Origin of the sequence: Pseudoalteromonas sp. T1lg122, assembly GCF_002964825.1 — a bacterium.
Classification (GTDB): domain Bacteria; phylum Pseudomonadota; class Gammaproteobacteria; order Enterobacterales; family Alteromonadaceae; genus Pseudoalteromonas; species Pseudoalteromonas gelatinilytica.
In genome coordinates, this window is sequence record NZ_PQCG01000032.1 from 275,637 (window position 1) to 291,015 (window position 15,379).

Here is a 15,379-nt window from a genome sequence, read left to right on the forward strand (position 1 = left end):
GCTAGGCCTTTGGTAAAGGCCTGCAAACAGCACCGTTCAGCTTCAAACTGACAGCTGAAAGCTGACGGCTCGTAATTCTCTTCTCTTTGTGAAGGTATTTACGCGCGTAATAAATTTCACGCCTACGTCAAAGATATTTATTTTCACAAAGAGGATAAGAGGCGCTGCGCTTTAGAGGAAAACAAAAAGTATTTACTTAACTATCCCAAACTGATTTTTTCTAGAAACTTCGAACACTTTCTCTGACTTAAAAGCAGCTGCTACAATTCGTGAATGTTAAGCAAAATGCGCAATTTCAATCAGGTAACGACTTAGGGGCCATGGCAAACTGGCCCCACTTCTGAAAAGCATTAACGAGTAACCATGAAAACGAAGCAACAACAACGCATTGAGCTGGTCTGTGATTACATTAGCCAGCACCTTGATGAACCTTTATCACTGGAGACACTCAGTGAGGTAGCATGTTGTTCGAAATATCATTTTCATCGTTTATTTGCCGCTGGAGTTGGCCTAAGTGTTACCAAATATGCGCAGCTTGCGCGCTTAAAGCGTGCCTCATTTCGACTTGCATTTGAGCATCAACTTAAAATTATTGATGTTGCATTAGAAGCGCAATTTGATAGCCCAGAAGCATTTAGTCGTGCTTTTAAGCGCACCTTTACACAGTCGCCAAGCGAATTCAGAAGCAAACCAAACTGGCCTAATTGGCACTCACAGTTTGAATTTTCATTACCTGACAAAAAGGTTTGCCCTATGAATGTAAACATTGTTGATTTTAAAGCACAGCCGGTGGCTTTATTAACCCACCAAGGCGCTGCAAATACCCTGATGAATACCGCTGCACAATTTATTGAGTGGCGCAAAGAATCAGGCTTCTCACCTGTTAAAACCAGTAACACGTATGGGATCCCGTATAGCGATCCGGCCACCACTGAAGACGATGCGTTTCGTTTTGACTTCGCAGGCAGTATCACCTCACCGATTACTGAAAACCCGCAAGGTGTGCGAAATGGTGAAATTCCAGCAGGACGCTGCGCCGTTGTTCGTCATAATGGCTCTCATGACACCATTAGCGAAACAGTTTACTACTTATACCGTGAATGGCTGGTGCAAAGCGGCGAAGAGGTCAGAGACTTCCCCTGCTTCTTTCATTATCTCAACCTCATCCATGAAGTTGATGAATGTGATCTGCAAACGGATATATATTTGCCGATAAAATGATCGCGAGTTTCGAGGCAAAGATTGTAGGCGCGATTTTACATCGCGCAATATAAAAAGATAACGCGCGAAATAAATTTCACGCCTACGACAGCTTATTTCACATTTGTATCGGACACGTGACCTGACTTGCTAACTTTACTCTCGTAACTAGAAACTCTGGTTTTTAATCTGAAAGCTGACAGCTCGTCATTTTCTTTGTGAAGATATTTTCGGCACTAAAGTACCTCCTACGAGCTAGGCCTTTGGTAAAGGCCTGTAAGCAACACCGTTCAGCTTCAAACTGACAGCTGAAAGCTGATAGCTTTCTCTAAAACCTATAACTCACACTGGCATTATACGAGCGGCCCTGTCCGGCAAGTTGTTCAAAACCATTGCTCATATCTTGCTTGTAATTAGCAATGCTTACACCGCCAAGTGGCTGTTGGTAGTATTCATCAAGTAAGTTAGTAATTGCTAACTTAAAGGTTAAATTTTGCCACGTTTTCTGACTTGATATAGCCAGTAACTGATAGCTGTCGGTTTGGTTTTCTAAACGGCGCTCATCAACATGGGTTTTACTATCAACCCATTGCCAGCTCAGTGCGTTTTGCCAGCCTTTGTATTCGTGCTCTAGGCTCAGCTCAGTGTGCAGTGGCATAATTTGATATAAGTCTTCATTGCTATCATCACGCTCGCCATGAGTACTGGTTAGTGAGCCTTTTAACTGCCACTTTCCTGCTTGCTTTGTGTTGTAAAGCTCTACCAAGCCCGCCAGTTTTGCACCGTAAAGTGTCGCATCTAGGTTCGTAAAAGTAAGAATATTGCGCTTGGTATGCGCCATGTCAGTGCGATTAAAGCTTTTAGTCACTTCAGCATCAATATAATCATTTACTTGCGTGTACCAAACATTTGCCGTTACTTGCCAGCTATCGTCTTTGGCTAATTTGGTGTAGCTAGAGCTTAACGTATGAGCTGTTTCGGCTTCTAAATCTGGGTTACCAATATAACCATTACCATCACCAAACCAACCAATCATGGTGGTTGCCATCGTACCTACACCCCAGCTGTAACGCTCATATAAATTAGGTGCGCGGTTTTTACGAGCTAAACCAAATTGCAGCTCATCGTTATTCGATAATTGATAGCGAGCAAGCAAGCTGATATCAACTAAAGTGTCGTCACGTTTACGGTCTAATTGGTTAAATTCCATCGCAGCTTGGGCGTCGGTTTTTGACATATCCATCATTGAGCCCATATTAGCCATACCGCTCATGCCACCTTCGTTATAAGCCTGCACTTCGCCAGTATCTGTGGTGACTTGCTCAACACGAACACCTGCCGACACCCACCATGCTTGGTTTACTTGGTTTTGGTACTCAGCAAATGCCGCGAGGCGGTCACGTTTGCCATCGTTAATGTTTACGTATTCATTTGGGCCCATCATCATTGACCCTGCAACCGCCGGCCACCAATCATCAATTCGATATCCGTAATATTCTTGCCCTAGCATTAATGATGACTGTTTTGATAAATCAGTGCGCCAATGAACTTGGTAACTGTAATCTTGTGCATCGGTATTCATTGGCATCATGCCGGTTTTCTCATTACTGAAAAAACCCATTTCGTGTTTTACATCATGCGCATTCACTTGCACCTGCAAATCACCATTTTCAAGCTCACGTTGATACTGAGCAACGAAACCATAGCTGGTGTTATCGGTCATATCCATGTATTGATTTGCAAAGCCTTGATAAGGAATTTTTTGATGCGTCAGCTTAACCACAAGCTGTTGTTTCTCATCACGAACAGCGCCCGTTAAGGCATGATTTTGCACTCGATATAAGGTATCAAGTACACGCTCACCATGCCCATCATCATAGCTGTTAGCATCTTCAAAGCTGCCTTGGTAAGACAAGCTAAACTGTTTGCTCGCAAGGCTGGCACCTAGCGCGTATGCTTGGCTATCGTTAACGCTTTTGTATGCTGCTGTAACATAGCCTGCGCGCCAGTTCACTGATTCTGTATCACTAAATTCAGGAGCAATCGTATTTACCCTAATAACGCCGGCAATATTATCACCGCCACTGCTTACCGGTGATACACCAGCAACAACACTGTAAGAGGCAATTTGGTTTGCCGACACATAAGAGAGTGGCGGGTTCATTTGATTAGCACACGCTGCTGTAACATCAGCACCATCGACTAAAACTTTAACTCTATCGCCCATCATGCCGTTCATCACCGGCAAGTTAGACACCCCTCCGGCCGCTGAAAAATCAACACCTAAATCTTTAAGTAACGCGTCTGCAGAGCCAACTAATTGATGGTTATTTTGGGCATGACCTTGTACTTCTATCACTTCAATAGAATCATCAGCAAAGGCCGAAATACTTAAAACACAGCTAAGTGCTGCAGCAATTTTAGAAAATAAAAAACCAGGGCGAGAAAATTGCGTGTTCATAACTCTTTTAAAATCAAAGCAAATAATTAATGACGTCGATTATAAAACTCATTAATTAGTCTGAACACGTGACATATTGTCGCACCCTGTCACAGGTAAATAACTTAGCGCAACACCACTAAAGGGATACGGCTATCTTCAAGCATTTTTAAGGTCGTGCTGCCTAAAAAGAATTGTCGCCATTTAGAGTGACCAAATGCGCCCATCACCATTAAGTCAACGGCGTGGTCACTTTTATATCGCCACAGCGCTTGGTAAACATCGCCATCGAGCATGCGCGCTCTCACATTAAAGCCGTTTTCAGCCAACCTTGCTGAGGCAGTATCGAGTTTGTCTTGGCAGTGACCGTCTTGTTTATCAACCATCACCAAGTGGCAATCTAAGCCGGATAAAATCCCGCCCTTGATAATTTGTGTAATCGCTTTGTCGGTACTTTCGCTGCCATCATAAGCCAGCATAAAGTTTGTAGGCTCATGAAATTGCGGCGGCACAATCGCAACCGGGGTATGCACCTGACGGATCAGCGTTTCAATATGCGAGCCCAGTACTTTAAAATCATCGTAATGGCCTTTACCAGAGCGGCCAATAATCATCACACGGGCATTGTCTTCATGTTCAAGTAAGGCATCAACAAGACTCATTGAAAGCTGCTGTTGCTCAATCTCGGTTAGGCCTGCATGCTCGGCTTTTTTCATTGCTTCATCTAGCAATAATTGACCATGCTGCGACGCCACTTTGTTGCGTTCTTGCTCAAGTTTTGCCAATTGCTCTAACAATGAGGTTTGCGAACCTAAACCAATAATTGCGGTTAAATCATCACTGCCCTGTGGCAAAGGTGGCTCTAATGCATGCAGAAAATTAATTGGATGGCTGGAGCGCTTAGAAATCCAAATAGCCGCTTCTGTCACCGCATCGGTCATGCATGAACCGTCGATACAAGCAAATATCTTTTTCATTACACTCTCCTTTAAACCAATTTAATTCACCAAGTATAGTTGGCTTTTTCTCTGTATTTATTTTGAACAGCAAAGACTTAAGAAGTTCAGGTTATTTTCTTATAGCAAACAAATATAGAACGTTCCAAAAAGTACTGTATCAACCCTATTAATTTGTATTACAATAGTGCTGGGCACACATCTCTACTCCAGAACAAAGTATTTGTTGCTGGCACTTTCAATTATCAAAAATCTATTTTGTTTTTAAATTTATTTTAAAGGAATTACATGACTAACGTAGCCAACTCCCAAGGCAACGCAAGCACGTTTACCATTCTGATAGTATTGGCTTTAGGCACATTCATTTTAGGCCTATCAGAATTTTCTATGATGCCAATGTTGCCCCTGATCAGCGAAACATTTTCGTCTACGCCAGCGCAAAGTGGTTATGCAATCAGTGCTTACGCGATTGGCGTAGTTGTCGGTGCACCGCTATTTATGATCACAACCGCCAACATGCGTAAGCGCAATGCACTGTTGATGTTTGTCAGTATGATGTTTTTATTCAATGGCTTAAGTGCTTTTGCAAACTCGCTTGAGCAACTTATTTTATTTCGCTTTTTAAGTGGTTTACCACACGGTGCCTACTTCGCCGCTGCTATTTTATTGGCTGCCGACATTGCCCCTGCCGATAAACGCGCAAGCTTTATGTCAAAAGTATTTATGGGTTTAACCATTGCTACTATCGTTGGTGTGCCCATGGTCACCCTAGTGGGGCAAAACTTTAGCTGGCGTTATTGTTTGGCAGGTACCGCTGTACTTGCATTAGTTGCCTTGGTATTGATTGTGAAATACGTACCTAACGTAAAAAATACCGCGCCAACATCGATTCTCGATGAGTTAAGTGTATTAAAGAACAAGCTCGTATGGACTATTCTGGGTATCATCATTATTGGTTTTGGTGGCGTATTTTGTGTTTACACTTACATTGCCGACACTATTTTAGAAGTCACCCATACCCCTGCTTACACTATCTCTATTGCTATGATCATGTTTGGTATTGGCTGTACTTTAGGTAACTATGTATTAGGTAAAGCCGCTGACCACTCACCGCTGAAAACCACAGGCGCAGCGCTAATTGGTGCTGTAGTATTTGCAGCCAGTTATGTAAGCGCAAGTCATAATATTTGGCTGTTATACGCAGTGATTTTCTTTATTGGTTTTAGTGTTGGTTTAGGTACCGTGATCCAATCGCTATTAATGGATGTGTCACCACAAGGGCATGCCATGATTGGTGCGTTAGTACAGTGTGCGTTTAATACAGCCAATGCTATTGGCCCCTGGCTTGGCGGCATGGCTATTGCCGAAGGCGCACTCCCTAGTCAAACAGGCTATGTTTCTGCGGCACTATTCTTAGGTGGTTTTTTAATGTGGTCGTTAAGTGCGATGCAGATGAAAAGACAAAGCTATAAGCCTTAAGCTCTCAGCTGTCAGTCTGATCGCTGAAGGCTGAAGGCTGAAGGCTGAAGGCTGAAGGCTATCAGACTTACTCATCCTGAAATATCTCTTCGATACTCAGGTTGAATAAACGCGCGGCTTTAAATGCTAATGGCAAACTTGGATCAAATTTACCTTTTTCGATAGCATTCACGGTTTGCCTTGATACATCGAGTAATTCGGCTAATTTTGCTTGGGTGTAATTGTGCTCAGCACGAAGCACTTTCAAGCGGTTTTTCATTCTTCGCCCTCGTCGTTTAACTGCTTATTCATCATTAAAAGACTCACTAAATAGGTTAAGCCCATAAAGAGTACGAGGTGCGATATATCTTCTTTAAAGCTTATTAAACCGCTTGATTGCACCACCGAATAAGCTAAACCAAATACTAAGCTTGCACCCAAGGTAATCGCCATTGCATTAAGGTGCATACGCTGCTGCAGCTCATCCATTCCTTGAAGTTGTCGTTTGTTAGATAAAATCATCATGATGCCAACTACTACATTAATTAAGATTGCCACAACACTAAAAACAGCCTGCTCTTGCCATAAAAAATGCGGCCCAAATGAGGCAATTGCTAATGTAATAACCCATGCTGATGTCCATTTAGCGAGGTTTAGTGTGTTCTGCTTATTACGTTGTTTAAAGGTTAATCCTGTTTGATTCATTATTCTCACCTTAAAAGTAAAGTAAACTTGACTAAAGATTAACCTAGCAACACAAAAAGTCAAACAAACTTTACAAAAAGTTTTATATACACGACATCAATATGATTTTTTAATGTCAGAAAAGGCAAGGCGCTTGCTGTTAATCTCATAATATTGTATTAATCAAAGTATCGCGTAGTCTTATAAAAAATCGGTCCAATCGGACTGCGTTTCTAACAATAACAATGAAGATAACACTATGAATACGGCACTGTTTTTCGTTGGCGAATGGCAAGTTACCCCGGCCACTAATTCAATCAGGCGCGGTGAACAAACAAAGCATCTTGAACCCAAGGCGATGGATGTATTACTGCTGCTATGCGAAAAACAAGGTGAGCTACTAACGAGCGAAGAAATTATCAGCCATTGCTGGCCAAATGTAGCGCTGGGTGACAATCCCCTGCATAAAGTGATCACCCAATTACGTAAAGCCTTTGACGATAAAGCAAGCGATCCGCATTACATAGAAACCATTCGTAAACGCGGTTATCGAGTAATTGCCGAAATCAACTTTCCACTCAACGAAGAACAAAAAGCCAGCCAAACCAGTTGGCAAGGTGACTCGCCCTTTGTTGGCTTAAGTGCATTTTCACCAGAGCAAGCCGATGTATTTTTTGGTCGTAACAAACAAATTGCCACTTTGCTACAGCGGGTATCGGCTCAAATTGAGTTTGGTCGCGCATTTTGCTTAATTTTGGGAGCCAGTGGTTCGGGTAAATCGTCGTTAGTTAACGCAGGTGTATTGCCCGCTTTAATGTCGAGTAATGGCTACGATGGCATTAGAGTACACAGTTACTGCCAACTCGACTTTGCCGATGTCAGCAAAGAGCGCTTACTGCTTGATTTAGCCTCAACCTTGCTCGATTTAGAAATAAACGACGCACCTGTACTTAGCGATATAAGCGCCGATGCGTTGGCTGAATTGTTATTAAAAGACCCAGAACAGGTTATTTCCCGCTGTAAAGCAGCACTTGCAGCGCTAAATAAAGAGCGCACTACGCCCTATTTATTTTTATTTATCGACAGGCTCGAAGTGCTATTGTCATCGCCGTTATTTAGCGATGACGAGCGCAACCAGCTTTTAGCTCTTATTGAGCGCTTAGCAACAAGTGGCTGCATGATCATTTTTAGTGCCTGTCGTAATGACTTTTACCCGCAAGTAGTGAGTCAACCAAGTTTAATGGCGGGCAAAGCCAATGGCGCACACTTTGATTTATTAGCGCCAACTCGCTCTGAGCTTAAGCAAATGATCCGTTTGCCAGCACTTGCAGCAGGCTTAAGTTGGCAACATCACCCAGAGCATCACACACCGCTTGATGAACAACTTTGTAACGATACTGCCAATAACCCTGATGCATTGCCGATGCTGCAATACACCTTGCAGCAGCTTTACTTGCAGCGCAGCCCAGACAACGAATTATTGTTTTCTGAATACCAAGCGCTTGGCACCATCGAAGGAGCCATCGGCCAAAAAGCCGAACAGGTATTTTGCCAATTACCCAAAGACCAACAAACTGAACTTGCCGCAGTCCTTTCTAAACTGATCACCTTAAACCCAGATGGCGAAACGCTCACCAGCCGTGCAGCACATTGGAGCGAATTAACCAGCCCTGCTGCGACCAAGCTTGTTCAGGCCATGGTCGACAGCCGTTTGTTTGTGTCGCACCTTAAAAATGAGCAAGCCTGCTTTAGCCTTGCCCACGAAGCGCTGCTGCGCCATTGGCAACGCGCCATAGATTGGGTGCAAGAGCATCAACAAAGCTTAGCAATTCAAAGCCGTGTGCAACTTGCCACCGAGCGATGGCTGCTAGAACATAAACACAGCGACTTTTTATTAGCGCAAGGCAAACCGCTGCAAGAAGCACAAAGCCTTGTGAGTAACCCTATGTTTAGCTTATCGAGTGACGAACAAGCGTTAATTAAAGCTTCTAACAATAAAGCGAAACGTAAAAAACGCATGTTACAAATAACGGCGGCTGCACTTGTGTGCTTAACCTTTATTGCCACATTTATGAGCGTGCGCAGCTATCACGCCGAACAAATAGCAAAACAAAAACGCCAAGAGGCCGAAAGTTTATTGGGTTTTATGGTCGGTGAATTTGCCGATAAACTCAGAAGCGTTAAGCGCATGGATTTACTGGATGGTATTAGCAACAAAGCCCTTGAGTATTTTACCAATCAAGACGAAGAAGCAGCCTCGTTGTTTGACTTTAGCGATAAACAAGCCGAGTTTAATAACCGTTTTCAATACGCTCAAACCTTAGAGGCCATGGGCGAAGTCGCCTACTCTCGCGGCAAAACCGACGAGGCCTTCACCGCCTTTGATAATGCACGAACGCGCCTAGAATCATTACTAAAAATTCAACCCAACAACCTTGATGTTTTAATGCTTGCAGGGGCTAATGCTTTCTGGCTTGGGCAATTAAACTTTGATAACAGTGACTATACAGGCGCCGAACCTTGGATAAAACGCTACCAAGAGCACAGCAAACAAATGTACACATTAGCACCCAACGATTTTAACTCAATTATGGAGTTATCTTATTCTTATAACTCGTTAGGTTCATTGTACTTAAAGCAATTTGACTACGCTCTCGCAAAACAGAACTTTACTGAATCTTTAAAACTTAAAAACCAAGCCCTTGAGCTAAAACCTAATAACAAAAATCTATTACGCGATAAGACAGATACCATCAGTTGGATTGCAAGTACTGAAGAAAACTTAGGGCATTTCAATGAAGCTCTCAAGATTTTTGAACATGCAGAAAATGAAACAAATAAAATGTTAACTAAGTATCCGGCCGATGCTAGTGTATTAACATCGTTAGCATATAAACATATCCAGCAAAGCTACTTATTAAGTTACTTCCCTGATAAATCAAAATCTTACGAAAAAGCAAAGCAAGCAACAGAAACAATTAACAAAGCGAGATTGCAAGATGTTCAAAATAAAACTATTGAAAGAACATACTATCAGTTTCTAGCTTATCAACTCTCTCTCTCTGATAACCCAAATATAGATAATAGAGTTAGTGAAATAATAGAGTTTTTAGGTACCAACAAGTCATCGAATAGACAAGTTATTGGTACAAAAATTAGCTTGATAGAATATTTCATTAATAGAAATAATATTAAAAGGGCTTTAAATCTTTTAAAAAGCCTGGATGAAAATAACATGTTATCCAGCGCACTGGATATAGACAATGCACGACTTCATACAAGAATCTTGTTAATTAAAGCTCGTTTAGCTAAATCACAACAAGAAAAAAATTCTTTATGTGAAGACGCAGCAACCACTCTAAATAAAATAAGTAAAAAAACTAAAAGTATAAAATTTACTTACCCATTAATTCAGGCATATACCTGCCTAAATAAATCACACGAAATAGAAGCGACCATTGTTCCGGTAAGAGAACTGGGAATAATTAATTTTCAACTATAAAGTAAAGGAAAAAACATGAGTGAAGGTAAAGTATACAATTTCACAGTGAATATTGAATTAGATAGCAACAAAAAAGCCGTATTTACATACTTCCAAGATGGTCAGCAAGTATCTGGAGGTGGGGTTGTTACAGAAAGAAATAGTCTTGGGATTTACACCCTAAATGAAGAAACTCAAAAAAGAGGGTTCTTATTTTCTGCCGCTACTTTTAGTAATCATGAGGGTGACTGTGCTAAAGATTTCAGTTACGAGGTTACAAACGCTGGTACGGTAATCAATATTTCAGATACCGATGAAAACAGCGGTACAGCATGTATGATCTTCACGGTTAGCTGCAATGGTGAGGAATATCAAAGCGAAGATCCACAGTTTGAAAATAAAGAAGAAGTATAAAATCTAGAAATAACACCAACACAAGGCTCCACCAAGGAGTCTTTTTAAGTTCAAAAACAACAACTTAAAATCAGAAGATTACCAGAAGGTTAATTTGCACTTTTTTAAGTAACTTTATAGACACCAAAATCGTTTGCATCGGCAAAAAGGAAACGAACGTGTCTACTAATAAAAATGAACAACCAAGCACTAATAAATCAGAAGCGAAAAACGCACTACCGCAGTCTATCAATTCAGAGCAACTTGCGCTGATTGCCCAAATGTTTCAGAACATTCCTGAGGGAGTGTTTATCATTAATGGCCAAGGCACGTTTGAATTTGCAAACCCGATGGCGGCACAGCTTTTAGGTGACAACCAAGAAGCGTTAATCGGGCAAAACATTTTACATTACCTACACGACACCGACCGTGATAAATACATGTATACCCTACTTAGCTGGTTAGACCATAAAGACTCGCCGATAAGCCTTGGGCCAAACGAAGTTAAAATAAACCGTGCCGACAGTAAAACCCTTGAGGCAGATTTATGTATATCGAGCCTGCCAAAAAACATTGCCGTTGCAGAAAATTTATTTATTTGTGTATTACATGATTTATCATCACACAAAGAACAGTATAACCGCTTAATTAAACAGGCCACCACTGACCATTTAACCGGCCTTGCAAATAGATTAACCCTTGAAGAATCATTAAAAGAGCATTGGCAAGAAAGCGTACAAACTAATCAAGCTATTAGCACTATATTAATCGACATCGATTACTTTAAATTATTCAATGACCGATTCGGTCATGTAAAAGGCGATAAATGCTTACAAAAAGTAGCAACTATAATCGCAGAATCACTCCCTTCTCGTGATTGTTTAGCAGCGCGTTATGGCGGTGAAGAATTTGCCATTATATTACCCCGCTGTCAAAAAGACACGGCCGCTGCCATTGCTAAACATATTCAAATAAAAGTAAATAACATGCCATTTACTGATATAGGTTTACCAAGTGATTTTAGAATAAGTGTAAGCCAAGGAATTGCCTGTGAGTTTAATAATCAATATCGTACTTCAGAGGCATTAATTTGTGCAGCAGATACTGCTTTATACCGAGCAAAAACAGAGGGTAGAAATAAAATAAGCATTAGCGCTTAACCAAGTTAATATAATGTAAACACAGTGAGCTAAATAGCTTGTTTAGATAATCATATAGTATACTTTTATGTTATTTGTTTGTTCCTTTTTTATTGATAAACTGCGAAGCGAAATCAACGTCAGAAGGGATCAACAATGACATTTTTTAAAAAAGTACCTTTGCAACTCGCAATTGCAAGTACACTCGCTACATCAGTGACTGCAATCGCTGCTGAGCAAACAACTGACAACGCCGCTCAAGATGTTGAAGTTATTTCTGTTACTGGTACTCGCCGAAGCCTTCGTAGTATTTCTGAAAGTACCGTGCCTGTCGATTTATTAACAAGCCGCGATTTATCAAGCACAGGTCAGCTTGATATGAGCCAAGTATTAGCATCACAGTTACCAAGCTTTAACTACCCAAGTGCCACCATTGCTGATGGTACTGACCACGCAAAACCAGCTGTTTTACGTGGCCTTGCTCCTGATCACACATTAGTGCTGATTAATGGTAAACGCCGCCATGCCGGTGCATTATTAAACTTAAATGGTACGGTTGGCCGTGGTTCAACGGCCGTAGATTTAAATAATATTCCGACTTCTGCGATTAAACGTGTTGAAATTCTGCGTGATGGCGCTGCAGCTCAATACGGTTCTGACGCGATTGCCGGTGTGATCAATATTGTATTAAAAGATGCCGATGAAGGCGGTAGTGTGAGCTACACATACGGTGAATACGACACACAAATGGCAGGCTCTCCTCAGCTACTAAACACTTCAACAGATAGCGAAGGCAACTTAAGCTTTGAAACTGGCAGCGACCGTGAAGTAAACGACGGCATTACGCGCACAGCAAGTGCTAATGCAGGTTTCGCACTAGGCGATAATGGCTTTATTAACGTGTCGATTGAGTCACGTAATAACGAGCCAACAAATCGCTCTGGCTTTGATGCACGTGAGCAATATAGCCGTGATGAGAATGGCGATTTAGATTCGCGTGAATTTGACTTTGACCGCTATAACCACCGTTTTGGTAAAGCCGATATCGAAGACTTCGCGCTTTTTTATAACCTAGGTTATGAGTTTGATAACTCGCTGTCGCTTTACTCATTTGCAAGTTACTCAAACCGTAAAGGTAACTCAGGTGGTTTTTATCGTCGCGCTAAAGATTCACGTAACTTAACTGAAGTGTATCCTGATGGTTTCTTACCGCAAATTGATACCGATGTTGATGACTACTCATTTGCGATTGGTCTAAATGGCGAAACTAATGATTGGGCTTGGGATGTAAGCACCAATTATGGTCGCAATGACTTTGGTATTGGCGTAAGCAACAGCTTAAATACCTCGATGGGTGTTAGCAGCCCAACAGAATTTGATGATGGCTCGCTTGTTTATGAACAATACCTAGTGAATATGGATGCTAGCAACACACTAGATTTAGGTTTACCTGATGATGTGTTTGTTACGATTGGTGCTGAGTATCGTCACGAAAACTACCAAATAAAAGCAGGTGAAACAGCCTCTTACCTCACTGTATTAGATGACGATGGTAACCCTGTTGCTGCCGGTGGCGCGCAAGTGTTACCTGGTTTCTCACCAGAAAGTGCAACAGATAAAAGCCGTCATAACATTGCGGTGTTTGCAGAGTTTGATACTTACATAACGACAGATTGGAACCTTGTTTTAGCAGGTCGTTTTGAAGATTACAGTGATTTTGGTAGTACTTTTACCTCTAAACTTGCTTCGCGCTACAGCATTAACGAGTCGCTGTCGCTACGTGGTGCAATTAGCACAGGTTTTAGAGCGCCATCACTTGCACAAACATCATATAAATCAGTAAGCACTGTCTTTGAAAATGGTGTGCCAAATGAAGTGGGCTTATTCCCAGTTGATGAGCCAGCAGCGCAAGCTTTAGGTGCTCGTGAACTTGAAGCAGAAGAATCAGTAAATATGACAGCGGGTTTCATCTTTACGCAAGGCGGTTTTAGCTTAACCCTAGATGCGTATCGCATTGAAATTGACGACCGTATCGTTTTGTCTGAAAACTTAAGTGGCTCAGAAGTTGAAGCGATTTTAGCCGAAGCGGGCGAAGTAAATACGCAGCGCGTTCGTTACTTTACTAATGCCATTGATTCACGTACGCAAGGTGTTGATATTGTTGCGACCTACTCACTAGGCTTAGAAAACTATGGTGATTTACGCTTAAGTGCAGCGGTTAACTTTAACGACACTGAAGTAACACACGTTAAAGAAAATCCACCTGAATTAGAGGCGCTTGGCGATAGCTACGAGTATTTCTCTCGTCGCGAAATCACACGCTTTGAAAAAGGTACTCCAGCCGATAAATGGAACCTATCTGCAACATGGGATTATGAAAACTTCCAAACAACATTACGAGCAACTCGTTATGGTGAAGTAGTTGATACTGCAAGCAGTGAAGATGGTGATGAAGTACTTGATGCTAAATGGATTGCTGACTTAGAAGTGGCTTACCGCCCTGATGAGCAGTGGAAGTTTGCATTAGGCGCCAATAACCTATTCGATCAGTACCCTCAAGATACTGTAAGTAATATAGGTTATAGCGATTTCAACCAAATTTTCCCTTATAGTGGCTTTGCACCATACAGCTTAGATGGTCGTTTTATTTACGGTAACATCACTTATAGCTTCTAAAAAAATAGGGCGTGAAAGCAGTAATTGCTAACACGCCCTAACCTACAATGATGAGTGAATAAATTAACTAATTTGAATAGTGTGATACGCCAATAAAGTGCCATCACTATTTTGTGCTGTGTTTAAAATAAACTGCTCATAATCACTACCAAACACGTTATCGATGCTAGCAAGAGTTGTATCTTGTTCACCGCGTGATTTGTAATCGCTGTGAGTGGTACAAATTTCTTTTGCAAACGCATCAGTAAAACAGAACTGGCTAATTACATAGTCGTTATTGTTGTTTGCTACTTTAAAGTGAATATGAATAGTACGGCCAGAATACCAACCAGGGAAATGCGTTTTAAAGTTCACACGGCCACTGCTATCTGTGATCAATGAACCACGGTACCAAGTACTTGCCTCAGCTTCGGCATCGCCGTCAGTACAGAAGTCACCGGCAAAACGTGAGCTATCAGAACTACTGCTAGTATCGCCCGAGTAAATACCGCTGGTATCACAGTGCCAAACCGAGATTTCGTAATTTGCTAATGGGTTACAGTCGCTATCAATTAACTGTAAGCACAGCATCATAGGTAAACAGGTTAAACCATCCGAAATATCTTCGTCTGAATCAGCTTGGAAGTAACATGGGCCTTCGGTTGTTGCTTGAGTAAGTGCTAACACACATGCTGTTGATGTTTCAAAAATACTGTCATCAGGAAAGTCATCAGTAATAAGTGCTGTTGTGCCCGATACATAATCACTGTCGTTCGTGGTTGTTGTATCGCCTGTATCAGTGCTGGTGTCTGTGCCTGTTGAAGTGTCTGTATCTGATGTTGTATCCGTTGATGAGACTGTATCTGAGTTACAGCCTAAAAATGCCAACATAGGCACAGCAGCAACTGAAACACCTAATGTTTTTAGCATTTTTCTACGAGTATAAAGTTCAGGTTTTAAAGTCATATTGTGC

Annotated in this window: 11 protein-coding genes; 6 read left to right on the top strand and 5 right to left on the bottom strand. The window is 41.6% G+C overall.

All coding sequences use genetic code 11. The features are described from left to right. Positions 1 to 363 precede the first annotated feature (363 nt). Positions 364 to 1,221 (top strand): AraC family transcriptional regulator, encoded by an 858-nt coding sequence (locus C2M33_RS13780; RefSeq protein ID WP_105174680.1) that lies wholly within the window; start codon positions 364 to 366, stop codon positions 1,219 to 1,221. Positions 1,222 to 1,528: 307 nt separating this feature from the next. On the opposite strand, the gene C2M33_RS13785 is transcribed toward C2M33_RS13780, so the two are convergent. Together C2M33_RS13785 and C2M33_RS13790 are read right to left on the bottom strand one after the other, a co-directional pair. Next, complete coding sequence (locus tag C2M33_RS13785; RefSeq protein ID WP_105174681.1) at positions 1,529 to 3,661, bottom strand: TonB-dependent receptor; 2,133 nt, start codon at positions 3,659 to 3,661, stop codon at positions 1,529 to 1,531. Positions 3,662 to 3,765: 104 nt separating this feature from the next. Next, positions 3,766 to 4,617 (bottom strand): universal stress protein, encoded by an 852-nt coding sequence (locus C2M33_RS13790; RefSeq protein WP_105174682.1) that lies wholly within the window; start codon positions 4,615 to 4,617, stop codon positions 3,766 to 3,768. 267 nt (positions 4,618 to 4,884) lie between these two features. Between C2M33_RS13790 and C2M33_RS13795 the strand changes: the two genes are divergently transcribed. Next, on the top strand, positions 4,885 to 6,075 hold the full coding sequence (locus C2M33_RS13795) for an MFS transporter (RefSeq protein WP_063528937.1): 1,191 nt from the start codon (positions 4,885 to 4,887) through the stop codon (positions 6,073 to 6,075). Positions 6,076 to 6,142: 67 nt separating this feature from the next. On the opposite strand, the gene C2M33_RS13800 is transcribed toward C2M33_RS13795, so the two are convergent. After that, positions 6,143 to 6,334 (bottom strand): helix-turn-helix transcriptional regulator, encoded by a 192-nt coding sequence (locus C2M33_RS13800; protein WP_062570454.1) that lies wholly within the window; start codon positions 6,332 to 6,334, stop codon positions 6,143 to 6,145. Further along, positions 6,331 to 6,759, bottom strand: a complete 429-nt coding sequence (locus C2M33_RS13805; RefSeq protein ID WP_105174683.1) for a hypothetical protein — start codon at positions 6,757 to 6,759, stop codon at positions 6,331 to 6,333. Before C2M33_RS13805 ends, C2M33_RS13800 begins: the two co-directional genes overlap by 4 nt. 238 nt (positions 6,760 to 6,997) lie before the next feature. Between C2M33_RS13805 and C2M33_RS13810 the strand changes: the two genes are divergently transcribed. The 4 genes from C2M33_RS13810 to C2M33_RS13825 all read left to right on the top strand — a co-directional run bounded on the left by C2M33_RS13810 (position 6,998) and on the right by C2M33_RS13825 (position 14,427). After that, the gene (locus C2M33_RS13810) at positions 6,998 to 10,240 is read left to right on the top strand and encodes an nSTAND1 domain-containing NTPase (RefSeq protein ID WP_105174684.1); all 3,243 of its coding nucleotides are present in this window, start codon (positions 6,998 to 7,000) and stop codon (positions 10,238 to 10,240) included. A gap of 15 nt (positions 10,241 to 10,255) precedes the next feature. Continuing rightward, positions 10,256 to 10,633 (top strand): DP-EP family protein, encoded by a 378-nt coding sequence (locus C2M33_RS13815; protein WP_063700337.1) that lies wholly within the window; start codon positions 10,256 to 10,258, stop codon positions 10,631 to 10,633. Positions 10,634 to 10,791: 158 nt separating this feature from the next. Then, positions 10,792 to 11,772, top strand: coding sequence for a GGDEF domain-containing protein (locus C2M33_RS13820; RefSeq protein WP_233999214.1), 981 nt, complete (start codon positions 10,792 to 10,794; stop codon positions 11,770 to 11,772). Between the two features lie 135 nt (positions 11,773 to 11,907). Then, positions 11,908 to 14,427 carry a TonB-dependent receptor plug domain-containing protein gene (locus tag C2M33_RS13825; RefSeq protein WP_105174685.1) on the top strand — a complete coding sequence of 840 codons (2,520 nt, stop codon included), beginning with the start codon at positions 11,908 to 11,910 and terminating at the stop codon, positions 14,425 to 14,427. Between the two features lie 63 nt (positions 14,428 to 14,490). Here the strand turns inward: C2M33_RS13825 and C2M33_RS13830 are convergent, their stop codons facing one another. Beyond that, on the bottom strand, positions 14,491 to 15,372 hold the full coding sequence (locus tag C2M33_RS13830; protein ID WP_105174686.1) for a dioxygenase family protein: 882 nt from the start codon (positions 15,370 to 15,372) through the stop codon (positions 14,491 to 14,493). Positions 15,373 to 15,379: the final 7 nt, after the last annotated feature.